Source organism: Xenorhabdus bakwenae (assembly GCF_030272115.1).
Classification (GTDB): domain Bacteria; phylum Pseudomonadota; class Gammaproteobacteria; order Enterobacterales; family Enterobacteriaceae; genus Xenorhabdus; species Xenorhabdus bakwenae.
Map to the genome: position 1 here is coordinate 2,329,320 of NZ_CP119194.1, position 23,595 is coordinate 2,352,914.

At 45.2% G+C, this 23,595-nt stretch carries 20 protein-coding genes and 1 pseudogene; 8 read left to right on the forward strand and 13 right to left on the reverse strand.

Annotated elements, in window-relative coordinates; translation table 11 throughout:
* Positions 1-158 precede the first annotated feature (158 nt).
* The 3 genes from pyrH to rpsB all read right to left on the reverse strand — a co-directional run bounded on the left by pyrH (position 159) and on the right by rpsB (position 2,782).
* Positions 159-887 carry a UMP kinase gene (gene pyrH / locus PXH59_RS11785; protein WP_047769023.1) on the reverse strand — a complete coding sequence of 243 codons (729 nt, stop codon included), beginning with the start codon at positions 885-887 and terminating at the stop codon, positions 159-161.
* 143 nt (positions 888-1,030) lie between these two features.
* Positions 1,031-1,888 (reverse strand): translation elongation factor Ts, encoded by an 858-nt coding sequence (gene tsf / locus PXH59_RS11790; RefSeq protein WP_047769025.1) that lies wholly within the window; start codon positions 1,886-1,888, stop codon positions 1,031-1,033.
* A gap of 168 nt (positions 1,889-2,056) precedes the next feature.
* Positions 2,057-2,782, reverse strand: a complete 726-nt coding sequence (rpsB, locus tag PXH59_RS11795; protein ID WP_047769027.1) for a 30S ribosomal protein S2 — start codon at positions 2,780-2,782, stop codon at positions 2,057-2,059.
* Between the two features lie 401 nt (positions 2,783-3,183).
* Between rpsB and map the strand changes: the two genes are divergently transcribed.
* From map to PXH59_RS11815, 4 genes are all read left to right on the forward strand, one after another.
* A complete protein-coding gene (gene map / locus PXH59_RS11800) occupies positions 3,184-3,981 on the forward strand; it encodes a type I methionyl aminopeptidase (protein ID WP_047769029.1) in 798 nt (265 codons plus the stop codon).
* A gap of 154 nt (positions 3,982-4,135) precedes the next feature.
* A complete protein-coding gene (gene glnD / locus PXH59_RS11805; protein WP_285808480.1) occupies positions 4,136-6,790 on the forward strand; it encodes a bifunctional uridylyltransferase/uridylyl-removing protein GlnD in 2,655 nt (884 codons plus the stop codon).
* 37 nt (positions 6,791-6,827) lie between these two features.
* Positions 6,828-7,652 (forward strand): 2,3,4,5-tetrahydropyridine-2,6-dicarboxylate N-succinyltransferase, encoded by an 825-nt coding sequence (dapD, locus tag PXH59_RS11810; RefSeq protein WP_285808481.1) that lies wholly within the window; start codon positions 6,828-6,830, stop codon positions 7,650-7,652.
* Between the two features lie 62 nt (positions 7,653-7,714).
* A complete protein-coding gene (locus PXH59_RS11815; protein ID WP_047769036.1) occupies positions 7,715-8,101 on the forward strand; it encodes a DUF3461 family protein in 387 nt (128 codons plus the stop codon).
* Between the two features lie 89 nt (positions 8,102-8,190).
* Here PXH59_RS11815 and PXH59_RS11820 read toward each other — a convergent pair whose 3' ends face one another.
* From PXH59_RS11820 to syd, 4 genes are all read right to left on the reverse strand, one after another.
* A complete protein-coding gene (locus tag PXH59_RS11820) occupies positions 8,191-8,637 on the reverse strand; it encodes a flavodoxin (protein ID WP_285808483.1) in 447 nt (148 codons plus the stop codon).
* A 35-nt stretch (positions 8,638-8,672) separates the two neighbouring features.
* Entirely contained in the window at positions 8,673-9,425 is a 753-nt protein-coding gene (gene truC, locus PXH59_RS11825) for a tRNA pseudouridine(65) synthase TruC (protein WP_047769040.1), read from the reverse strand.
* Position 9,426: 1 nt separating this feature from the next.
* Complete coding sequence (locus PXH59_RS11830; protein WP_285808484.1) at positions 9,427-9,753, reverse strand: YqcC family protein; 327 nt, start codon at positions 9,751-9,753, stop codon at positions 9,427-9,429.
* 611 nt (positions 9,754-10,364) lie between these two features.
* On the reverse strand, positions 10,365-10,916 hold the full coding sequence (gene syd, locus PXH59_RS11835) for a SecY-interacting protein (RefSeq protein ID WP_285808485.1): 552 nt from the start codon (positions 10,914-10,916) through the stop codon (positions 10,365-10,367).
* A gap of 417 nt (positions 10,917-11,333) precedes the next feature.
* On the opposite strand from syd, the gene PXH59_RS11840 reads away from it, so the two are divergent.
* From PXH59_RS11840 to xni, 4 genes are all read left to right on the forward strand, one after another.
* Positions 11,334-13,025, forward strand: a complete 1,692-nt coding sequence (locus PXH59_RS11840; RefSeq protein ID WP_285808486.1) for a cholesterol oxidase substrate-binding domain-containing protein — start codon at positions 11,334-11,336, stop codon at positions 13,023-13,025.
* 265 nt (positions 13,026-13,290) lie between these two features.
* Positions 13,291-14,136, forward strand: a complete 846-nt coding sequence (gene queF / locus PXH59_RS11845; protein ID WP_047771255.1) for an NADPH-dependent 7-cyano-7-deazaguanine reductase QueF — start codon at positions 13,291-13,293, stop codon at positions 14,134-14,136.
* A gap of 103 nt (positions 14,137-14,239) precedes the next feature.
* A complete protein-coding gene (ppnN, locus tag PXH59_RS11850; protein ID WP_285808488.1) occupies positions 14,240-15,607 on the forward strand; it encodes a nucleotide 5'-monophosphate nucleosidase PpnN in 1,368 nt (455 codons plus the stop codon).
* A gap of 77 nt (positions 15,608-15,684) precedes the next feature.
* Complete coding sequence (gene xni / locus PXH59_RS11855) at positions 15,685-16,440, forward strand: flap endonuclease Xni (RefSeq protein ID WP_285808489.1); 756 nt, start codon at positions 15,685-15,687, stop codon at positions 16,438-16,440.
* A gap of 91 nt (positions 16,441-16,531) precedes the next feature.
* On the opposite strand, the gene PXH59_RS11860 is transcribed toward xni, so the two are convergent.
* The 6 genes and pseudogenes from PXH59_RS11860 to PXH59_RS11885 form a co-directional block, all read right to left on the reverse strand.
* Entirely contained in the window at positions 16,532-17,860 is a 1,329-nt protein-coding gene (locus PXH59_RS11860) for a TolC family outer membrane protein (protein WP_285811757.1), read from the reverse strand.
* 92 nt (positions 17,861-17,952) lie between these two features.
* Positions 17,953-19,289 (reverse strand): annotated as a pseudogene (locus PXH59_RS11865) (HlyD family type I secretion periplasmic adaptor subunit).
* 92 nt (positions 19,290-19,381) lie between these two features.
* On the reverse strand, positions 19,382-21,124 hold the full coding sequence (locus PXH59_RS11870) for a type I secretion system permease/ATPase (protein ID WP_285808491.1): 1,743 nt from the start codon (positions 21,122-21,124) through the stop codon (positions 19,382-19,384).
* 175 nt (positions 21,125-21,299) lie between these two features.
* Positions 21,300-21,884: a tetratricopeptide repeat protein gene (locus PXH59_RS11875; protein ID WP_285808493.1), complete on the reverse strand. Its 585-nt coding sequence runs from the start codon at positions 21,882-21,884 to the stop codon at positions 21,300-21,302.
* The gene (locus PXH59_RS11880) at positions 21,881-23,035 is read right to left on the reverse strand and encodes an SPM autocatalytic domain-containing protein (RefSeq protein WP_285808495.1); all 1,155 of its coding nucleotides are present in this window, start codon (positions 23,033-23,035) and stop codon (positions 21,881-21,883) included. Before PXH59_RS11880 ends, PXH59_RS11875 begins: the two co-directional genes overlap by 4 nt.
* Positions 23,036-23,214: 179 nt before the next feature.
* Positions 23,215-23,535: an AprI/Inh family metalloprotease inhibitor gene (locus tag PXH59_RS11885; protein ID WP_285808497.1), complete on the reverse strand. Its 321-nt coding sequence runs from the start codon at positions 23,533-23,535 to the stop codon at positions 23,215-23,217.
* Positions 23,536-23,595: the final 60 nt, after the last annotated feature.

Genomic DNA, 23,595 nt, shown 5'->3' on the forward strand with positions numbered 1-23,595 from the left:
GGAGATGGTTATTTTTTTAGGCCACACTGCGTAAGTCATCAATAAGTGAACCGAATACGCTACGACATGTGTGACCCGGTGTCATTAAATTTGGCGCATCAGGACGCTGATCATACCGTCAAATTTCACCAATGTCTCTGAGCACGAACTGTGAAAAATCAGCCGTGAGAAATCAACGTACCTTCACTTTCTCCCATCACAACACGACGAAGTGCGCCTGGTTTGTTCATATTAAAGACACGAATTGGCAGATTATGGTCACGAGCCAGCGTAAAGGCCGCCAGATCCATCACTTTCAATTCACGCTCCAATACTTCCTGATAAGTGAGCTTATTGTAGAGAACGGCTTCAGGATTTTTTGCAGGATCAGCAGAATAAACGCCATCAACTTTGGTTGCTTTTAACACAACATCCGCTTCGATTTCAATGCCACGTAAACAGGCAGCGGAATCTGTTGTGAAGAACGGGTTGCCAGTACCCGCAGAGAAAATAACAACACGACCGTGGCGCAGTAAGCTTATCGCCTCAGCCCAGCTATAATTGTCACACACGCCATTCAATGGGATGGCAGACATCAGACGAGCGTTCACATAGGCGCGGTGCAAAGCATCACGCATTGCCAGACCATTCATCACAGTCGCCAACATGCCCATGTGGTCGCCTACGACACGGTTCATTCCTGCTTCTGCCAAACCGGCACCACGAAACAGGTTACCTCCTCCAATAACGACACCGACCTGAATACCCAGCTCAACCAGTTCTTTGATTTCCTGAGCCATGCGGTCTAAGACACTGGCGTCGATACCAAAACCTTCTGTGCCTTGCAGGGCTTCTCCACTGAGCTTAAGCAGGATTTTCTGATATACGGGTTTTGCATTGGTTGCCATGGTGTTCAGTCCTAAGCAGATAAGGATATTGGGGATTTATTAAGATTGACTCAACTACTACACACCCACGCGATAAAGCCCAGATGTAAAAATTCATCATGAGATAAAACAGAACCGCCAATCGGCGGCTCCGTTCAAGAAAATTAAGACTGTTTGCTCATTGCAGCAACTTCTGCGGCGAAATCAGCTTCAACTTTCTCAATACCTTCACCAACTTCGAAGCGGATGAAGTTGATAACCTTAGCATTGTTTTCTTTCAGCAGATCGCCAACAGATTTGCTTGGGTCCATCACGAAGTTCTGACCAGTCAGAGAGATTTCGCCGGTAAATTTGTTCATACGGCCAGAAACCATTTTCTCTGCGATTTCGCGAGGCTTACCAGACTGCATAGCGATATCCAGCTGGATCTGGTGCTCACGCTCAACAACGTCAGCAGGAACGTCAGTTGGGTTCACGTATTCTGGCTTGCTTGCCGCAACGTGCATTGCGATGTGTTTGATCAATTCTTCGTTGGCACTTTCAGCCGCAACCAGAACACCGATACGAGCGCCGTGCAGGTAAGAACCCACCGCTTCACCTTCCAGAATAGCAACGCGACGAATGTTGATGTTTTCACCAATTTTCGCGACCAGGCCAGTACGCTGTTCTTCGAACTTCGCTTTCAGTGCGTCGATGTCAGCGTTTTTGTCTGCCATAACAGAAGCAATAACTTCTTTACCGAACGCCAGGAAGCCAGCATCTTTAGCAACGAAGTCAGTTTCACAGTTCAGTTCAACGATTGCTGCAAATTTAGCATCAGCCGCAACTTCAACCAGAATAACACCTTCAGCAGCAACACGGCCTGCTTTCTTAGCCGCTTTTGCCTGACCTGATTTACGCATGTTATCGATAGCCAGTTCGATATCACCATTTGCTTCAACCAGTGCTTTTTTACATTCCATCATGCCTGCGCCAGTACGCTCACGCAGTTCTTTTACCAGAGCAGCGGTAATGTCAGCCATTTGTTTTATTCCTCGATGTGTCTCGCGGGAAGATAATACTCCGCGTGGAAAGTTCTATATCAGATAATAGTTCTATATCAGATAGGTAAAGGGGGCCTTGATAGGCCCCCTAACCAATATATTTCAATACCTGGTCAATAAGGGCTCAAACAAAATGAGCAGGCCTTATTATTCAGCGTCTACCAGATCTTCTTCAGCCTGAACAGCCAGATCTTGAGAACGACCTTCACGAACAGCGGTAGCTGCCGCAGTCAGGTACAGTTTAACTGCACGGATTGCATCGTCGTTACCTGGGATGATGAAGTTAACGCCGTCTGGATCAGAGTTGGTATCAACGATAGAGAAGACAGGGATACCCAGGTTGTTTGCTTCTTTGATAGCAATGTGTTCGTGTTCAGCGTCGATAACAAACAGCGCATCAGGCAGGCCGCCCATGTCTTTGATACCGCCCAGGCTGTTTTCCAGTTTGATAAGCTCACGAGAACGCATCAGCGCTTCTTTTTTAGTCAGCTTTTCAAAAGTACCGTCCTGAGACTGAACTTCCAGATCTTTCAAACGCTTGATTGACTGACGAACAGTTTTCCAGTTAGTCAGCATACCACCCAACCAACGGTGGTTAACGAAGTATTGGTCACAGCTCAGTGCTGCTTCTTTTACGGCTTCGCTAGCAGCACGCTTGGTGCCAACAAACAGAATTTTACCTTTACGGGAAGCGATTTTGTTCAGCTCTGCCAGAGCATCGTTGAACATTGGAACAGTTTTTTCCAGGTTGATGATATGAACTTTGTTACGAGCACCAAAGATGAAAGGTTTCATTTTTGGGTTCCAGTAACGAGTCTGGTGACCGAAGTGAACGCCCGCTTGCAGCATATCGCGCATGGAAACAGTTGCCATTTTAGACCTCTATAAAGTTAATTGGGGTTATGCCTCCACAGATCCCATGACACCGACTCATTAGCTGCGGGCTATTTGTAAAAATGAGCTAACCGCATAAGAGCACCCCGGTGTATGTGCCGATCCGTGTGTGTTATTTACACATAATGAGTTTATTTAGTATCCTTCGTACATTGCATCACATCAGAAACAATGACACAGAATACCGGCGCGTTTTATACCATAAACCACCACCAGACTCCAACATTTGTTACAGCTACGTTTGTTACAGCTATGTTTATTACAGCGACTGATTCGGGTTATATTGGCATCCCTTCGGTGGGCTGATACCATTACCGACAATACTTTCCTTAATTAATATCAAGTAGTCGGTAATTTTCCGACTTAAATGGACCCATTTCATGGCTATTTCTATCAAAACAGAAGAAGACATTCAGAAAATGCGGGTTGCCGGACGTCTGGCCGCCGAAGTTCTGGAAATGATTGAGCCTTACGTTAAGGCGGGCGTCACTACGGGTGAACTTGATCGTATCTGCCACAAGCACATAACCGAAAAACAACAGGCCATCTCGGCTTGTCTGGGCTATCACGGCTTCCCTAAATCCGTGTGCATCTCCGTCAATGACGTGGTTTGCCACGGCATTCCAAGCGATGATAAGGCGCTGAAAGAAGGGGATATCGTCAATATCGACGTGACCGTCATCAAAGATGAGTTCCACGGTGATACTTCTAAAATGTTTATTGTCGGCAAGCCCACCATTCAAGGTGAGCGCCTGTGTCGCGTCACGCAGGAAAGCTTGTATCTTGCCCTGAAAATGGTTAAACCCGGCATCCGTCTGCGTACCATCGGCAAGACAATTCAGCAATTTGTCGAAAGTCACGATTATTCTGTTGTCCGCGAATACTGCGGTCACGGTATCGGCAGAGGCTTCCACGAAGAACCTCATGTTCTGCATTATGATGCGGATGATGGCGGCGTGATATTGCAAAAAGGGATGGCATTCACCATTGAGCCGATGGTCAACGCGGGTGATTTTCGTATCCGCTCTATGAAAGATGGCTGGACAGTTAAAACCAAAGATCGCGGTTGGTCTGCTCAGTATGAGCACACTATTGTCGTTACCGATAATGGTTGTGAAATCATGACATGGCGCCAAGAAGAAGAAGCACATATCTCGGCAGTATTAGAAAACGCATAATTGCCCGCTAATACAATTTATTAAATTTAATCAACAAGCTCCCTGTTATCTTCAACCCACCGGGAGCTTTTATCTCTGTCAATAATCCCTGTTCAACCTATCATTTTCTCAGTAATCTGATCATCATGGGCTTTCTCACGATAGGTTTCTGCATATGCCGGTTGATATCTCCTTAGCGCAAGCACCCGTTCCCCCCCTTTCTCCTGTGGAGTTTTCCCACGATGATCTGCAATTCCCCGCCCTTAAACAGCACGTTGATGAATTCCAGCTCTGGCTTGAACACGCATTCAAGGCAGGGATCTCACCGGATGCACTGATTTACACCCGCAGTGACTATATTGATCAACTTTTAAAACGATTATGGCAGGAACAGGGATTTGATCCGATCGATTCCTTTTCCCTGATTGCGGTAGGTGGCTATGGTCGCCGCGAATTACATCCTCTCTCTGACATTGACCTATTGATTCTGAGCAAATTGCCATTAACTGAAGAACAATCAGCCCGTCTTGGCCAGTTTATTGCCCTACTTTGGGATATCCGGCTTGAAGTCGGTCATAGTGTCAGGACATTCGAAGAATGTCAGCAAAAAGGGCTTTCCGACTCCACTATAGCGACTAATCTCATTGAATCCCGCCTGATTTGCGGAAATTTGCCGCTATTTTTGCGATTACAGAAATATATTTTCAGTGATGATTTCTGGCCATCCGCTCAATTTTTCGCAGCCAAAATTACGGAACAACAGGAACGCCATCAACGCTATCACAGCACCAGTTACAATCTGGAGCCAGATATCAAAAGCAGCCCAGGTGGCCTGCGCGATATCCATACCTTACTTTGGGTTGCTCATCGCCATTTTGGTGCTACCTCTTTAGATGAAATGGTCAATTTTGGTTTCCTGACCCAAGAAGAACGCAATGAATTGAACGAATGTCAGAATTTTCTCTGGCGTATCCGTTTTGCGCTTCATTTGGTGGTTACCCGTTACGATAACCGGTTGCTGTTCGAAAGTCAGTTTAGTGTCGCCAGACTACTCGGCTATGAAGGGGAAAGAAATCAGCCGGTCGAACGAATGATGAAAGATTTCTATCGCATGACCCGCCGTGTCAGTGAGCTAAATAACATGCTGCTGCAACTGTTTAATGAAGCCATTTTGGCACTGCAACCTAATGAAAAACCCCGCTTCCTGAACACCGAATTTCAATTGCGGGGAAACCTTATCGATCTTATTGATGAAACACTGTTTAGCCGCGATCCCATTTCAATATTGAGAATGTTTTATCACATGGCTGAACATCATGAAATTGAGGGGATCTATTCCACGACATTACGCCAACTTCGCTATGCCCGCAGAAACCTGACTACGCCGTTATGCGAACGCCCCGAAGCACGAAAAATTTTCATGGATATTCTGCGCCACCCCCGTGCAGTTACAGGGGCATTACTCCCGATGCACCTGCATAGTGTCCTGGGGGCTTACATGCCATTTTGGAGTCATATTGTCGGCCAGATGCAATTTGACCTTTTTCATGCTTATACCGTTGATGAACACACCATCCGCGTACTGCAAAAACTGGAAAGTTTTGCTGATGAAAACAACCGCGTGATCCACCCGCTGTGTGTTGAACTTTATCCGCACCTGTCTCAGCCAGAGCTACTGCGATTGGCGGCGTTTTTCCATGATATTGCCAAAGGACGCAACGGCGACCATTCTGAACTCGGTGCCAAAGATGCCTTCGCATTCGCACTACAGCATGGCCTGACCAACCACGAAGCCGAATTGGTGGAATGGCTGGTTTGCGACCATCTGCTGATGTCAGTGACCGCACAACGGCGGGATATTCAAGATCCTGAGGTTATCCAACAATTTGCCAGTCAGGTTAAAAACCAAAATCGCCTTAATTACTTAGCCTGCCTGACTGTTGCAGATATTTGCGCCACCAACGCTAAACTGTGGAATAGCTGGAAACAGAGCCTGATACGTGAACTCTATTTCGCCACTAAAACCCAATTACACCAAGGTATCCAAAACACCCCTGATTTACGGGAACGCATCCATAACAATCGCTTGCAGGCATTGGCTCTTCTGCGCCAGGAAGAAATTAACGAACAGCGCTTGCACAACATCTGGAGCCGTTGCCATGCAGATTATTTCCTGCGCCATACCCCCGACCAATTAGCGTGGCACGCTAGCCATTTAATCCATCACCTCCCCCCGGAACCCATGGTTTTGATCAGCACCGCATTTTCTCACGGTGGCACAGAAATTTTCATTTGGTGCCAGGACCGGCCTTCGCTTTTTGCGGCTGTTGTTGGGGAATTGGACAAGCGTAATTTAAGTGTCCATGATGCTCAAATTTTCACTAATCGTGATGAAATGGCGATGGATACATTTGTCGTTTTAGATCCTAACGGTCATCCACTGGCGTTTGATCGCCACGAACCTATCCGCCGTGCCTTATTGAAAGTCGTGAATGATCCGCATCCTGACGTCCCAAAGGCACGCAATCTGTCTGCCAAGTTGCGCCATTTTAATGTCCCTACCAAAGTCAACTTCTTACCGACAAAAAATGCTCGCCGTACTTACATGGAATTGGTCGCATTGGATCAACCAGGATTATTGGCACGGGTAGGTAATATTTTCGCCGAATTGGGGGTTTTCTTACATGGAGCACGCATTACGACTATTGGCGAACGTGTGGAAGACTTTTTTGTATTGGCGGATAAAGATCAAAACGCATTACATAAAAAAATAAGGGATGAACTCTCAGAAAGGTTGACAGAGGCTCTCAACACACGAGATAAACTATAGCAAGATTCTCTTAACAGAAATTAGGAACCGCATACTTATGCAGCAATTACAAACGACTATCGAAAATGCATTTGAAGACCGCGTCAACATCACCCCAACTACTGTTGATAGCGCAACCCGTGATGCCATTAATCAGGTTATTCAAATGCTGGACAGTGGCAAACTGCGGGTTGCTGAAAAAATCGACGGAGAGTGGGTAACTCATCAATGGCTGAAAAAAGCGGTATTGCTTTCCTTCCGCATTAATGACAATCAAGTGATGGAAGGGGCTGAAAGCCGCTATTTCGACAAAGTACCGATGAAATTTGCTGACTATGATCAAGCTCGTTTCGAAAAAGAAGGATTCCGGGTCGTGCCTCCTGCGGCTGTCCGCCAGGGGGCTTATATCGCCCGCAACACCGTATTGATGCCATCTTACGTCAACCTTGGGGCTTACGTGGATGAAGGCTCAATGGTGGACACTTGGGCCACCGTCGGTTCCTGCGCACAAATCGGTAAAAATGTTCACTTATCCGGTGGTGTTGGCATTGGCGGTGTCCTGGAGCCATTGCAGGCCAACCCAACCATCATTGAAGACAACTGCTTTATCGGTGCACGCTCTGAGATTGTAGAAGGCGTAATCGTAGAAGAAGGCTCCGTGATCTCAATGGGGGTTTACATCGGCCAGAGCACCAAAATCTACGATCGTGAAACCGGCGAAATCCATTATGGTCGCGTACCCGCAGGTTCTGTCGTCGTCTCCGGTAATCTTCCGTCAAAAGATGGCAGCTACAGCCTGTATTGCGCTGTTATCGTGAAAAAGGTGGATGCCAAAACCCGTGGCAAAGTGGGTATTAATGAACTGCTGAGAAATATTGATTAAATCAAAAACAACCGCGCCACCCATTAGGGTGGCTGTTAATATTAATAACTAGGTAGCGCACTATGTACGATAACTTGAAAAGTTTGGGGATCACACATCCTGAAGATATTGATCGCTATAGCCTCCGTCAGGAAGCGAATAACGACATCCTGAAGATTTATTTCCGCAAGGACAAAGGCGAATTCTTCGCCAAAAGCGTTAAATTTAAGTATCCACGCCAGTTAAAGACCATCTCTGACGCCCACTCTAGCCAGGGTTATAAAGAAGTCAAAGAGATCAACACCAACCTGCGTTATGTTATTGAAGAGTTAGATCAGATTTGTAAACGTGATCAAATAGAAGTGGATTTACAACGCAAAATTCTCGACGACTTACGCCATTTAGAACACGTCGTTGCAAACAAAATTGCAGAAATTGAAGCCGATTTGGAAAAATTGGCCCGCAAGTAAATGTAAATGATGTCCGTTTGTTATACACCGCTTATCCTTCCCAATGCTCAAACCCAATAAAGGCATAAGCGGTATCATCGATCACGTTCTTACAACAAAGCCCCCCACGTCTTAATCCAGTCTTGGGCAAAGACCTCAGGTTCAACGACTTCAATCGCATCAATCAGCAACATCTCACCGATTCGTTTGGCTCCCTGTTCCTGTAACAGTTCATCAAAAGTACGGCCCCCCCCACAGAAAGTGTCGTAACTGCTGTCACCTAACGCAATCACGCCATAGCTCAGATCGGGCTGATAGCCCAACTTATCATTTAATTCTGTATAGAGCGGCTGGATATTGTCAGGCAGATCGCCTTGTCCTGTTGTCGAAGTGACCACTAAAACAACGTGTTGCAAATACTCTTGCCATTGTTCTAAGGTTGCATCTTCAAAAACTGCAACCTCGTGCCCCAGCGGCTCAAGGATCTGCTGCGCTTCTTCCGCAACCGCTAATGCATTGCCATAAACTGTACCAACGAAAACACCAATCTTTGCCATAAATATTGATCTCTTTAATCGGTTTGATACTGCGTTCATTCATGAATAGGGAGACATTCCAGATCAGACACAATACCCTGCCAGCCAAATTGTTCAAGCAAATGCTGCCATGATTGATCCCAGCGTGCAGTCAGAAGAAGGTTTTCTCCTGTCACCGGATGCTTGAGTTGAAGATGGCTGGCATGCAACATTAACCTGCCAGTCTGATAATATTTAACAACGCCTCGATTTTGTCGCAAATCGCCGTGCGTGGTATCCCCAATGATCGGATGTCGAATATGTGCCATATGCCGCCGCAATTGATGTTTACGACCGGTCTTTGGCATCAGCTCCAACAGGCTGAAACGAGATGTTGGATAACGCCCTATCTCAACCGGACACTCTGCGTTTGCCAATGAACGGTAAGAAGTCACGGCGGGTTGCGCTGCTCGATCTGTATCAGCAAATTTATCCGCAATTTTATCCAACTGTTCCATTAGGGCATAGTCGATAATATCATCACCTTCAACATAACCCCGCACAACGGCGTGATACGTTTTTTGTATCTCGTGGAATTCAAATTGTTGCGAAAGTGCTCTGGCGACGTCACTGGAAAGCGCCATCAGCAAAACGCCCGATGTGGGTTTGTCCAGACGATGGACAGGAAAAACATGCTGCCCAATTTGATCACGCAATGTCTGCATCACAAAAACCGTTTCATGGCGTGCCAGCCAGCTGCGGTGAACCAACCATCCGGCGGGTTTATTGACCGCAACAATATGTTCATCCTGATAAATGATCTCCAGCATGTCAGACATCCTGCATAAACAGGTTATCTAATGCCCGTAAATGTTCAAGCAAAGGTAAAAAACGCGCCGCGTCTTCTTTAAAAGCCTCTTCAAAATAGGGGGCAATGGAAAATGCCGTCGGCAGGCTGGCATCCTGCTCTATCAGGGTGCGCATCCTTGGGATTAACACCCACTGAAGCCACTCTTCTGCTGACATGGTATCAATGGAAAAAGGTTCGGTGCTGTCAAAGGCTTCTGGTTTAGGGGGATAATTTTGCCATACCCCCACCATTTTCATGGTAGCTTCAATGAGCTGTAATTTATGTAGAATTTGTTTCTCGATACTCATGATGTTTCGTCTGATGCTTGTCTGTTGTTCAGATGACAGAAACTGCCACCGTGTCATTGGGACGTAAGAGTATCATTGATATGATTTCAGCGGAAAAGTTACGGTAGGAAAATAGCGGCAATAGTTAAAGCAAACAGTTAAAGCAAACAGTTAAAGCAAACAGTTATGGCAATACAAGTGAGTAAGAGGAGAGAGGTTCTCTCTCCTCTTGAGTGGCTGTCATAGCAATCCTGCTACATGGGGTGCTTCCTGCTCATTTCCCTGACAAAATACATCCTTGTCAGTTATCCTTTATTATACTGATAGTTTTTAGCATTCCTGCCTATACCTAATCATCCTTGTACCATCTTCCCGATGGGTTTATTCCCTGGTTATTGTTTTGCAGTGGTTCCTTGCGGAACAGTGAAAGGATCTACGATCCAGCGTCTTGAAACAAGCAACTGGATCAGCATCGTAAGAGATATAAAAAATGCACATTGAGGTAATATTACGCATATTATTGATATAGCATAAAAATAATTTCACCAAATAATATTCACGCCATGATTAGAAGAGATATCTCACGTGAAATGTGAGATATCTCTTACAAAAAAGCTAACCAATATCTGCAATTAACTGCACATAACAGGATTGATAACCGAAAGGAAACTTGCCAAATCTGCGGATAACATTTTCCGATCCTGGCGACCAAACTGTTCAAAAATCACTTGCCCTGTCAAATTACACACAGAGATCAAGCCCATATCGGAATCGGTCGTCCCAATAAAAACAGTAGGCGAGAGCTTTAACCGCTTCTGTGTAACAAGATGACCAATCAGGTTTTCCTGCAAGCGAATAAAATCATCTTCACTCCATGCCTGAATCAGGCTGAAATTTTGGCCGGCAAAACTGGCCGTCATATCACCCGCAACCTGCATCACATAATAATCATGGATGGAGTCCTGCAAACGGATCTCCAGTGCAGTTTCTACCTTGCTGAGTTTTTCCTGCGCAGAAAACGACCGTGGAAGCCAATGCACCACCCCCTCTCCCGTGCGCTCGATACAGGGTGAAGATATGCCATACAACTCACGGCTGGCTGGCGGAAACCCTGTTTTCTCTTGCCATAATTCAACATAACGGCGGGTAAAGTCAGAGAGTGCCTCTGTCACATTAAAGGTCATATGATTATATCATCCACATTTTCAGGCTTATAAGGGTGATGTTACCCTCTATTTCAATAAATTATAAAATTTATCATGGCATTCTATTTTATATCCTATATACCAATCCAACTTCAAGATGCATGTTATATTTCCCTGCGTAGCAGAGAAATATAAGGCCTCACGTCGTCTTGCGGATTGCAACTTGAAGTTTATCGAATATATATTTTATTTCCATAAAATAGTTATTAACAAATAGCTCTTAGCAAATAGATATATACCAATCCAACGTCAAGATGCGGGTTATATTTCTCCGCGCAGCGGGGAAATATAAGGCCTCGCGTCGTCTTGAGAATTGCAACTTGAAGTTTATCGAGTATATTGTTGAACTTATATTAAAAAAGTCACCCTACAAATTAAAAACGAAGGAAATAAAACATGCCATCACCTGACCAACTGAAACAAGAAGATATTTATTTACAAAATGAGATAATTACAAAAATAGAATATAACTTACCCAACTTTCCCCAAGACGTAATCTGGAAAATGATTAATTTTAAAAACTGGTCAGGAGAAATTCGCGCCGATAATATACCATATTGTATACCTAGAACTATTGATGAGGTGATTTCCGTTGTCAATTGGGCATGGAAAGAGAATTATAAATTAAGACCCATCGGACAATCCCATAATTGGTCACCACTCATATTGGAATCAGGGCAAAGTTTCAAAAATCATATTATATTGATGGATCTTTCCTCGCATTTCACCCATGTTAATATCGAGCATCGTGCGAAATTTTCTATAGTGACTGCACAACCCGGCGTATTAATGGAAACATTAATGGCCCAAATGGAAGAACAAGGCTTGGGTTTTACTGCCACACCTGCTCCCGGTGATTTAACACTCGGCGCTGTTCTTGCAATAAACGGGCATGGAACTGCCATTAAAGCCGTTGATGAAACGCCACTTCCTGGACACACATTTGGCTCCCTCAGTAATACGATATTATCCCTGTCTGCTGTTGTATGGGATAAAGAAAACCAGCAATATACCATTAAACGTTTTGAGCGAAATGAACCTGATTGTGCACCGTTATTAACGCATGTCGGAGGCGCTCTGATTTTAGAAGTGCAATTTCAGGCAGGTCAAAATCAACGCCTTCGCTGCCAAAGTTTCACCGATATTCCAGCGGATGAGTTATTTGCCCCGCCAGAAAACGCAAAAGAAAAACAGACCTTGAGTTATTTTCTGGATAAAAGTGGTCGTGCCGAAATCATTTTATTTCCTTTTACCAAGACACCGTGGCTAAAAGTCTGGAGTGTGGCACCAACCAAACCCGCTTCCAGCGTTGAAGTTAATGCGCCCTATAACTACCCATTTTCCGATAATATTTCATCAACCTTATCGGATATTGCGGATAATATTCTGGCCAACTTTCCGCTGATTACGCCGCTTGTTGGTGAAATGCAATATCAACTGACACATGCAGCCTTGCAAAACTATGGAAAAGATATCTGGGGTTGGAGTAAGAACCTGCTGTTATATGTCAAACCAACCACATTACGTGTCACCGCAAATGGTTATGCGGTATTAACACAACGTACAAATATCCAGCTTGTGCTGAATAAGTTTTATGCTCAGTGGCAGGGATTAATACAGCACTATGCAAACCAGGGGAAATATCCCATCAATGGCCCGCTTGAAGTTAGAGTCACTGGGTTAGATGATCCGGCTGAAGTGATGCATACAGGAGCAACGGTTCCCAGCTTATCCGCTATTCGTCCCCGGTTGGATCATCTAGAATGGGATGTGGCCGTTTGGCTTGATGTCTTAACCTTTCCAGAAACCCCCTATGCCATTGAATTTTGTCACCAATTTGAACAATGGCTATTCAACGAATTTGATGGTTCTTATGCCTCTGCTCGTGTTGAATGGAGTAAAGGTTGGGCTTATGGCTCTCACACTGCATGGGAGAATAAAGAAATATTAACCAAAACAATCCCAGCGTCATTGACTGAGGGTTTGCCTGCTGATAACAACTGGACTTCAACAGTGGCAGCATTACAGAAGCACGATCCACATCACGTATTTAGATCACCATTATTGGATACCTTGTTTTCTGGTTAACCGCTTTCTGATTAGTAAGACCCTAATAAATAGCAGATATAGAAATATACCTGCTATTTAAGTTCAATAACACGGATGCTGACTTCACCCATTACGCCAATAAAAGCGACAATAATATTGGTTCAGTAAACTAAGGGGATCCTGTGTAATAAAAATACGAACCATCAGGATTCCTTGATACACTACAGATGACTTTAGTCATTAAGACGCTTTTTGTCGTAAAGACTAGCTCAATGATAAGATTTTTTAGCCTTAAGGAATCCTAATGTCTTTATACCAAGATAATCATGCGCTTTCCCAACTCACATTGGGTAAACCAACGCCCTACCGTGATAACTATGATCCTACTTTATTGCAAGCAGTTCCACGCAGTATGAACCGTGAACCGCTTGAGCTGTTTCCTGATAATCTTCCTTTTCATGGTGCAGATATCTGGACAATGTACGAACTCTCCTGGCTCAACGCACGCGGCGTTCCTCAAGTTGCCATCGGTCACGTCAGCCTGGATGCAGCCAGTGAAAACCTTATCGAATCAAAAAGCTTTAAACTTTATCTCAACAGTTTTAACCAAACCCGCTTTGCGGATTGGGAAACCGTACAAAAAACGTTGCAACAGGATTTATCTGCTTGCGCCAATGGCAATATTGAAGTTGTTTTGCATCCCCTCCACACTTTCAGCCAACAGCCAATTGCCGAATTTGAGGGAAAATGCATCGATAATCAGGACATTGACATTGATGATTATCAGTTCAGTCGCAATTATCTTAACCAGGCAGCCACAGGTCCTGTCGTTGAGGAGACTTTGGTTAGCCACTTGCTAAAATCAAATTGCCTGATCACCCACCAACCCGATTGGGGATCGGTAATGATCCGCTATCAAGGCCCTAAAATCGATCAGGAAAAACTATTGCGCTACCTGGTTTCTTTCCGCCACCACAATGAATTTCATGAACAATGTGTTGAGCGTATTTTCAATGACGTAATGACGTTATGTGCACCTGAAAAGCTGACGGTTTATGCACGTTATACCCGTCGGGGAGGGTTGGATATCAACCCGTGGCGCAGTAACGAAGCGTTTACTCCAGCAACCGGAAGGTTAGCTCGCCAGTAATCATCGTCTGTACCCTAACCGGACTGCCGGATGAAGTCAGTTATACCCAACAGGGACATAAGTCATTATTGAGGGATCCCCATAAGGGGTAAAAGGAGTCATTTTGATTACGCATGTCAATCCATTAGGATCAATGAATTTACTCTCTCAGCTTGAAGTAGATATGCTCAAGCGTACCGCAAGCAGTGATTTATACCGCCTTTTCCGTAACTGTTCACTGGCGGTTCTTAATTCAGGCAGTCAAACAGATAACAGTAAGGAGTTACTATCAAAATATCAACATTTTGATATCAACGTCCTGCGCCGAGAGCGAGGGGTAAAGCTGAAACTGATTAATCCCCCCGAAGACGCTTTCGTCGATGGTAAAATCATCCGTTCCCTGCAAGCCAATCTTTTTGCAGTACTGCGCGATATTTTATTTGTCCACGCACAAATTACCGATGCACAGAAGGCAAATCATTTGGATATGGGAAATGGTATGCATATTACCAATACTATTTTCTCCATCCTGCGCAACGCCAACGCACTGCATATCTCAGAAGATCCTAATATGATTGTTTGTTGGGGCGGCCATTCCATCAATGAGAAAGAGTACTTGTATGGGCGCAAGGTAGGCAATGAGCTGGGACTACGTGAACTGAATATCTGTACGGGATGCGGTCCCGGTGCAATGGAAGCACCGATGAAAGGCGCCGCAGTGGGACATGCCCAGCAGAATTACAAAAAAAGTCGTTTTATCGGCATCACAGAACCGTCAATAATTGCAGCAGAGCCACCTAATCCACTGGTGAATGAGCTAATCATCATGCCGGATATTGAAAAACGTCTGGAAGCCTTTGTCCGTATTGCTCATGGCATCATTATCTTCCCCGGCGGAGTGGGAACGGCAGAAGAATTGCTGTATTTGTTGTCTATCCTGATGCATCCTGAAAATAAAGATCAAGTTCTGCCGCTGGTCTTGACTGGTCCCAAAGAGAGCGCCAATTACTTCCGGGTGTTGGATGAGTTTATTGTTAATACTCTGGGGGAACAGGCACGCCGGCACTATCACATTATTGTGGATGCCCCTTCAGAAGTCGCCCGTATCATGAAAAAAGCCATGCCGAAGGTCAAAGAAAAGCGCCGCGCGACCGGAGATGCCTATAGTTTCAACTGGTCACTGAAAATCGGCTCTGATCTACAATCTCCTTTCATGCCAACCCATGAAAACATGGCTGATTTGAATTTATACCCAAACCAATCGGCAGAGAAACTTGCCTCCGCGCTCCGGCGCGCATTTTCTGGTATTGTGGCAGGCAATGTCAAAGAAGCGGGTATTTACGCCATAGAAAAACACGGGGCATTCAAGATCCACGGTGATGCAGATATTATGCATCGCATGGATGACCTGTTGAAAGATTTTGTCGAGCAGGATCGCATGAAACTCCCCGGAGGTACGGCTTATGAACCCTGTTATGAGATAATCACATAAATCGCGGATACCTTTTCTCATCAATATTCAATGAGGCTGGTGCCAGGGAATAAATCCACGGATGGACTATAACGACCATGATACATCTTCTGATTGTAGACGCCTTAAACCTGATTCGGCGCATCCATGCAGTACAGGGCAGCCCTTGCATTCCGGCCTGTCAACATGCGTTAAAGCAGTTAATCACCCATGCATCACCGACTCACGCGGTTGCGGTATTTGATGAAGCTGATCGCAGCCATAGCTGGCGCCATCAACTGTTCCCGGATTACAAAGCGGGCCGCTCTGCCATGCCGGACAACTTGCAGCAAGAAATGCCCTTAATTAAGCAGGCATTCAACGCGCAGGGGGTGGCTTGCTGGCACGCAGAAGGGCATGAAGCGGATGATTTAGCGGCCACACTGGCAACAAAAGTCGCCAATAGCGGGCATCATGTCACCATCGTTTCAACAGATAAGGGCTATTGCCAGCTCCTTTCCCCCAATATCCAGATTCGTGATTACTTCCAAAAGCGCTGGCTGGATCTGCCTTTTGTCCAGCAAGAGTTTAGGGTTGAACCAGACCAGCTTCCCGATTATTGGGGGCTTGCCGGTATCAGTAGCAGTAAGATCCCAGGCATTCAGGGAATTGGTCCCAAAACGGCCGCCCTCCTGCTGCAACAAGCGGGTTCGCTGGATAATTTATTCCAAAACCTGGACGCCCAGCCGGATAAATGGCGCAAAAAATTGGCATCTCACAAAGAAATGGCTTATATCAGCCGTGAAATTGCTTCACTAAGAACTGATTTGACCTTACAGGGTAATTTACAGCAACTGCGGCTTATTAATAAATAAACTGTTCTCTGTCAGTGAATAATGCGTGATACCCGTTTCTATTATGCGAATCTTAAGGATAAAGAAGACGGGATATCACACTTTAATCATCTCAACCAAAATAATCAGCAATTAACCTAATATGTTCACCCTGTAACTGGCCTGATTCATCTAATAACCCAATCCACGCTTTCATATAGTCATATTTTGCCTGAGAGAGTTCACGACGGGCGGTATAAAGCTGTTGCTCGGCATTCAATATATCGACATTCACTCTCTGCCCCAACGCCACACTTTTTTGCGTCGCTTTCACTTGCAATGCGGCCGCTTCCACCGCCGTTTCATAGGCGCGTATCCGCTTTTCACCGTTCACGCAAGCGTTATAATTGCGCCTCAGTGCGTTCAGGATTTCCCCCGTCTGTGCATCCATTTCGAATTTAGTCTTGCCATAATTTGCGGCTGATTGGCGCACCGCTGCCGCAGTGCCTCCGCCATTATAGAGATTTATGGAGAGTCGTAAGCCAATGGAATCCGTCCGGTATTGTTGGTCAATGCTGTTGTCACTACTGGATTTATTTTCGCTATGGGAAGCATATAGCTCCAGTTTCGGCAGATATCCCGCCCGGTTACGCTCAATATCATGGTACGCAACATCCACTTTCTGGCGGGCGGCCGCCAGTTGTGGGTTCTGACGTAATGCCAGTTGTTCCCAATCGGTGTAGTGTGCTAAATCCAGTTTGATGGTTTTGAACGGCGGGGAGTCGGATAAACGCTTAACCGGCACATCTACTGGCAACGGGTTGCCAACTAATAACTGCAAGCCACGAATAGCGGCATCCAGCTCATCTTGCACCACTAACTCATCAGCCAGTACCTGACTGTAACGCGCCTGAGTTTCCGCCACATCGGTACGAGTACCTTCACCGGAAAAAAACAATTTCTGGTTACGTTCCAGTTGCTCTTCATAGGCCGCCCGCTGTTGAGCAACCTGTGCCAGCCGATCCTGCGCATAAGCGACCGCCACATAGCTGTTCACCACCCTGACCGCCAATTGCTGGTTATCCGCCCGAAAACGGCTATCACTCATCAGGGTATAAGCCTGACGGGTTCGATAACGCGCCCAGGCCTCAAAATCGATCACCGGCTGGGTCAAAATAATCGCACCGCTATAGCTGTCATACTGTCGGTCACGGCTCTCCCTGACGCTTCTTCCCCGCAGGTCTAACGATTGCGAGTCCATCTTTTGCCCATTTTTGGGGGCATTCTGGTAACTGAAAGATAGCTTGGGCAACAGTTCCGCCAGCCCAAGATTTTTCTCTTCCTGTCCCGCTTCCTGCTCTTTGATAGCAGCCTGAAATGTCGGATCGTGCTGCAATGCCAGCGCATAAGCCTCCGTTAAGGAAAGCGCACTGGCAAAACGGGGAAATATCAATATCGACATCAGCAATACTGACGCTGGCAATAATTTGCTGAAAAATAGGCGAGATAAAAAAGCCCGTCTATTGGCAAAACTGTGATACATCAACATCCCCATTACTCCTCGATTAGTGAGGTAGACGCCCTGTCCATTAATGGCTTGAACAGATAACTCAACAACGAACGCGAACCGGTTTTGACAAATACGTCAACCGGCATCCCCGGTCTGATATTCAATCCGGCCAGTTTCTCCATGCCATCAGGACTGACTTTCAATCGCATCTGGTAATAAGGCTCTCTTGTCCGTTCATCCACCAGACGGTCAGCGGAAATCACCATCACCTTGCCCGTGACTTTCGGGGTCCGGTTCTGGTTGAACGCGGTAAACATTAAGTCAACCTCTTGCCCCACGGCAACCTTATCAATCAGGTTCACCAGCAGACGCGCCTCGATTTCCAGCGCACTCTGGGTCGGCAGGATCTCCATCAGCTTCTCACCGGCAGCCACCACCCCCCCTGAGTGAACACGGTTAATCCAACCACTGAGCCATCCACCGGGGCCATGATAGAAGTCTGTGACAAATCAAATTGTGCCGTTTCCAGCTTATTTCTCAGCTCATTCGCCAGAACCTGTACATCAGATAACTGGCTGCGTACCTCACGCTGGTAATCCGCCTGACGCTGGATAACCCGCTGCTGCGTTTCCTGCCGCTGCTTTTCAAGCTGACCCATTTTTCCGGTCATTTCCGCGATACTGCCACTTAATTCACTTTGGCTACGCTGTAATTCCAGATAGCGGTTACGGGGGAAATAGCCCTCTTCCGTCAGGGGCTGCAAATTTGTCACCTGTTCTTTAAGCGAAACTTGCTGCTGCTGTTTACTTACCCGCGCTTCCCGCAATCCCCTGATTTGGAAATTCAGTCCCTCTTCGGCCTGCTGCATTCCCGCCAGATCACTACGCAGCATCTCACGACGTGATAAAAAGAGCTGTCTTTGCAGGGCCAGCGTCTCGTTAATGCGTGGCTCCGATTGCAGATCCAGTAACGCAGACGGGAAAACCATAGCATCCTGCCCTTGCTGCTCGGCCAAAAGTCGGGCTTCTGTTGCCAATGTGGTGTAAAGCTGCTGTTTCAGGGAATCAATTTGTGCATTAACCTGCACCTGGTTGAGCTGAACCAAAACCTGCCCCGCCTTGACTTGTTCCCCCTCGTTCACCTGAATTTGACTGATAACGCCATTAAGCGGGGATTGTATCGTTTTACGGTTACCATCAACCACGACAGTACCAGAAGAAGCCACCCCCTTATCGAGGGGCGCAAAGGCCGCCCAGATGAAAAACCCGACAATGCCGATCCCAATCACCAACCAACCCATTCGCAGGTAACGATTTGCATCCAGCGGTAATAATTCCGACACCGCGTTTTGGGCATCCTTTGCGTTAGTCTGATAGGACATCTTTACTCCCAGAGAGAATATCCCAAGTATTAAAATATGGCTGAATCATGTTACGAAGCACGTTCAACCGTTTTTAACTGTGACTGTGGTTGTTACGGAGACGAAGACTGAGTTTGGGATAGCGCCGCCATCACTTGTCGGGAAGGGCCAAACATTTTCATTTTCCCCTGCACCAACAGCAAAATTTTGCTTGTTTGCGAAAGCAATGAAGGCCGGTGCGTAATAACAACCACGGTTTTCCCCTGTTCCCGCAATTGTGCGATCGCATGGCTTAGCGCTTTTTCACCCACATCATCCAGATTCGAGTTAGGTTCATCCAACACGATGAGCGATGGATTACCATACAGAGCGCGAGCCAAACCGATGCGTTGTTTCTGCCCACCGGATAACCCCATCCCCCCCGCGCCGATTACCGTGTCATAACCGCGCTCAAGATTGAGCACCAATTCGTGGACACCGGCTTTTTTCGCCGCCTCGATCACTTTTTCCGGTTCAACATCATTAAAACGGGCGATATTCTCCGCGATTGTGCCGCCAAACAGTTCAATATCCTGCGGCAGATAACCAATAAATGCCCCTAACTCATCTTTATTCCATTGGTAGATATCCGCATCATCAAGCCGTACCACGCCTTCTTGCGCAGGCCATATCCCGACCAGCAGACGAGCCAATGTCGATTTCCCCGACGCACTGGGACCAATCACACCCAGCACATCACCGGCATCCAGAGCAAAGTGGATATCCTGCAAAACATATTGGTTATTCGGCGCTGATCCGTTTTGCGAAAATTGCAATGCCCGTGTTTTACCCGGTGGCATTGCGGATACTTTTTCCAGCAACAACACACCGTTAGGCGCGGGCAATGACATGCCACTTTTGCGTTCCGGTTGGGCTTTCAGTAGCTTGTCCAGCCGTTGCCAGGATAAGCGGGCAGCGCTCCAGCTCTTCCATGCCTGTATCAACTGTTCAATCGGCGATAACGCCCGTCCCATCAAAATGGAACCGGCAATCATCATCCCTGGTGTAATACTTCCTTCAATCGCTAACCAGCCTCCTAAGCCAAGGATCAACGACTGCAAAGCCATACGTATCGTTTTGGTCAACGCCGTGATAGCGGCCGAACGTTCACTGGCAATACGCTGAAAATTGAGAAAACGCTGATGCAAACCGAACCAACGGTGACGCAATGCCGGCAACATGCCGAGCGCTTCAATCACTTCGGCATTGCGTAAGTTGGTGCTGGCTAAATTGGCTGAGCGTAAAGAAAGATGGCTGGCTTCCGCCAAAGGCGCTTGGGATAACCACTGGTTCAATACCGCCAGCGTGATCAAAATGATCGCACCAACCAATGCCAACAAGCCTAAATACGGGCTGAACAGGAAGATGACGCAAAGATAGACTGGAAACCAAGGCGCATCAAAAAAAGCAAACAGGGCATTGCCGGTCAGGAATTGGCGGATAGTCGCCAAGTCATTCAGCATCTGCCCTGCATCGGTGGAACCGTTTCTCAGGTTGGATTCATAGGACGCGGTATAAATCCGTTGGTTCAGGCACATATCAAACTGGCTGCCGATGCGGATCACCACCTGGCTGCGGATATATTCCAGCCCGCCCATCATGGCGAACATCCCCAGCGTGATCAACGTTAGCATCAGCAAGGTGATTTCATTACTGGATGGCAGTACGCGATCATAGACTTGCAGCATATAAATCGTCGGAACCAGCATCAGCAAGTTGATGCAGGCCGTAAATAACCCAATAGCCCAGAAGACCTTGCTGCGGGCACGGATAACATCCGTGATTTCATCCCCTTCCTGCTTGAGATGATTCATCATTCTTCTTTTCCTGTTTAAAAAAACATCGGTTATAATTAACAACAAAAACAGCCATAATTAATTTTTAACCCATCTGTTTATTCATCATACGGCGGCTATTATCTCCTTCTTTGTCCGCCGTATTTTTAGATGATTTTTATGAAATCAAATTACGCTATTTATTTTATGTCGAAATTTATTTTCCTGATTTCTTTAATTTAACGACATCATTCCAATTGTTAATCAAATACGTGCATTCATTACACCCAATTTGACTGGCTTTCTTATAATACTCCTTCGCTTTATTAAAGTCTTGTTTTACGCCTGTTCCATTCAAATAATTAGTCCCAATAGCGTTGTAACCTTCAAAATAGCCACTTTCTCCAGCTTGTTCAAAAAGAGAGCGGGCTTCAGCGAATTTATTTTCTTTTTCAAGAATAAACCCTAAATTAACCATAGATTTCAGATTAAATTTATCATTTCTGGAAATAGATAAATGATATCTTTCACTGGCCTCCTGATGATGACCTACAGTATGTTGTATTGCAGCGAGCATCCAATTTGCTTCGGGATCTCCAGCGTCCGCTTTATTTACTAACTCAAAATATTCATGTTCATTTTTAGGCATTGGAATAGATAATGCTGATAAAAAATCATCTGGATAATTAAATATAGCCGATGGAATGTTATGCTTGCTCATGTTTGAACTCTGCGCCATAAAAGATAAAAATAATATGGAATAAATTAAATTCTTTTTATTTTTAAAAAATAAACCAATCATAATATAGCCTCGCTAAAAGTATCATTTACTCCTACTATGTCTATGTGAGAGGTAACTGATTCAATTGTTTTACTTTTGTTCACTGCAAAATATACATCAACTATCTTAGTTACATTGCCATTATTCCAATTCACGGTGCTTTCCAACTCATGGACGTTACCGTTAATGTCTTTGAATCCATTTTCCTTATATGCAAGATTGATAGAGGAAATTCCTGATTCATTTAATTTATGTAGCTCTCCGCTGTCAGTGATAGCATCGTGATTAGAATCAACCCATAACTCTAGTGAGTTCCACAGGCTATCATTTTGATCAAAAACACCATCATTATTATCATCCAGATCGGCTAATGCCGCGAATCCATGATCTGCTTTGGTGCCATTTTTTAATATGGAGTTATTTCCAAATAGTTCATTTCCATTATTTATTTTTCCATCTTTATTTTTATCCCACACCAAAAATGCACTGTTTGACTCTATCCATCCTGAGCTTTCAATAATTCCATTATTATCGTGATCAAAAAAGAGGTTACCGTTTTCTGCTATAGTGGCAATACCATCACCAGTGAGATCAATAACAAGTGGTGAGTCTGTTTGATGCCATGAATCCATACTACGATAATCAGAAATAATTCCTTCAAGGTTATCTAATATACCATCTGGAGTCATACCGTCTAATTCACCTATATCATCCAAACCAGGAGTATTATTCTCGTATTGTGTGATTGCCAAAATCGAATTTACAAATTTAATGCAATTATTAGTCAGGAGATTATAATTAGGTTTAAAATCTGTGAAATTTCCACTTTTTAAGTTAGATATGTGATGGTCAATATTATGAATTACATGATCCGTATATAATGGAAAAGTTACACTGCTGACCTTTGACTGATCATACCCAATGGAATCTCTAAACGTTAAATTCTCAGTACCTCCAATCCCCTTACTATCACCTAATCCCCACCCTATAGATTCTCCTTTATATTCAATCCACACATGTCCAAAAGGAGATTTGCTAACTTCGTTTGATGCATTAGTGTAATTAGTACCAGAAGGTGCCACCTTTACTGTTATTGTTTCTAAATGCTGACCTACATGTCCCATCCTTTCGACGTCAAATTTATTAACTAACCCATAATCTTTACCTGACATAATTGTTTCCTTGTTAAATTTTTTATGATTGGCTCTCTATAATTCTATAGAAACTTAGGCTGAATTTAATCTAACTTAAGCCTGTATAACTTATGGTCTGCGAGGAAATTTACTAAATCATCATAAATGCTAATGATAATGATAATGATTGTCAATATAGTTATGGGTTTCAAAAATGGTTACTTATATGCACCGCTAAATGTCATGACCAATTCCCTGCCATCAACAAAGTAAGCAATCCACTGTTCTGATTCATGGCTAAAAAAGGCCAGACTATTGCCATCATTATCGGTCAATGTGATGCCATCTGGAGACGGATACCATCCTGCCACCGGCTGCCCGATCAACTCCGTCACACACGTATTCCCTTTCAACGCCCAAAACGAGCCTGCGGGTAAACGGGTATCGGTCAGTTCAATACTGCACAACTTATTTCCATCAGAGAGTTGCCATAATCCTTTCAACTCACCTGCGGCTGGAAGCCTTAAACTACTCGCCATACATCCTCCGACAAAAAAAGAGCGCAAAAATTATTGATAAGAGCGATTTCGATCTAAAAA

Excerpts from the sequence above, each read along its gene's own strand:
- PXH59_RS11830 (WP_285808484.1), bottom strand. The coding sequence starts at position 9,753 with ATGAGTATCGAGAAACAAATTCTACATAAATTACAGCTCATTGAAGCT.
- map (WP_047769029.1), top strand. The coding sequence starts at position 3,184 with ATGGCTATTTCTATCAAAACAGAAGAAGACATTCAGAAAATGCGGGTT.
- xni (WP_285808489.1), top strand. The coding sequence starts at position 15,685 with ATGATACATCTTCTGATTGTAGACGCCTTAAACCTGATTCGGCGCATC.
- truC (WP_047769040.1), bottom strand. The coding sequence starts at position 9,425 with ATGCTGGAGATCATTTATCAGGATGAACATATTGTTGCGGTCAATAAA.
- PXH59_RS11815 (WP_047769036.1), top strand. The coding sequence starts at position 7,715 with ATGTACGATAACTTGAAAAGTTTGGGGATCACACATCCTGAAGATATT.
- PXH59_RS11875 (WP_285808493.1), bottom strand. The coding sequence starts at position 21,884 with ATGATTGGTTTATTTTTTAAAAATAAAAAGAATTTAATTTATTCCATA.
- syd (WP_285808485.1), bottom strand. The coding sequence starts at position 10,916 with ATGACCTTTAATGTGACAGAGGCACTCTCTGACTTTACCCGCCGTTAT.
- PXH59_RS11820 (WP_285808483.1), bottom strand. The coding sequence starts at position 8,637 with ATGGCAAAGATTGGTGTTTTCGTTGGTACAGTTTATGGCAATGCATTA.
- dapD (WP_285808481.1), top strand. The coding sequence starts at position 6,828 with ATGCAGCAATTACAAACGACTATCGAAAATGCATTTGAAGACCGCGTC.
- queF (WP_047771255.1), top strand. The coding sequence starts at position 13,291 with ATGTCTTTATACCAAGATAATCATGCGCTTTCCCAACTCACATTGGGT.
- PXH59_RS11885 (WP_285808497.1), bottom strand. The coding sequence starts at position 23,535 with ATGGCGAGTAGTTTAAGGCTTCCAGCCGCAGGTGAGTTGAAAGGATTA.
- PXH59_RS11880 (WP_285808495.1), bottom strand. The coding sequence starts at position 23,035 with ATGTCAGGTAAAGATTATGGGTTAGTTAATAAATTTGACGTCGAAAGG.
- glnD (WP_285808480.1), top strand. The coding sequence starts at position 4,136 with ATGCCGGTTGATATCTCCTTAGCGCAAGCACCCGTTCCCCCCCTTTCT.
- PXH59_RS11860 (WP_285811757.1), bottom strand. The coding sequence starts at position 17,860 with ATGTCGATATTGATATTTCCCCGTTTTGCCAGTGCGCTTTCCTTAACG.
- PXH59_RS11870 (WP_285808491.1), bottom strand. The coding sequence starts at position 21,124 with ATGATGAATCATCTCAAGCAGGAAGGGGATGAAATCACGGATGTTATC.
- tsf (WP_047769025.1), bottom strand. The coding sequence starts at position 1,888 with ATGGCTGACATTACCGCTGCTCTGGTAAAAGAACTGCGTGAGCGTACT.
- PXH59_RS11840 (WP_285808486.1), top strand. The coding sequence starts at position 11,334 with ATGCCATCACCTGACCAACTGAAACAAGAAGATATTTATTTACAAAAT.
- rpsB (WP_047769027.1), bottom strand. The coding sequence starts at position 2,782 with ATGGCAACTGTTTCCATGCGCGATATGCTGCAAGCGGGCGTTCACTTC.
- pyrH (WP_047769023.1), bottom strand. The coding sequence starts at position 887 with ATGGCAACCAATGCAAAACCCGTATATCAGAAAATCCTGCTTAAGCTC.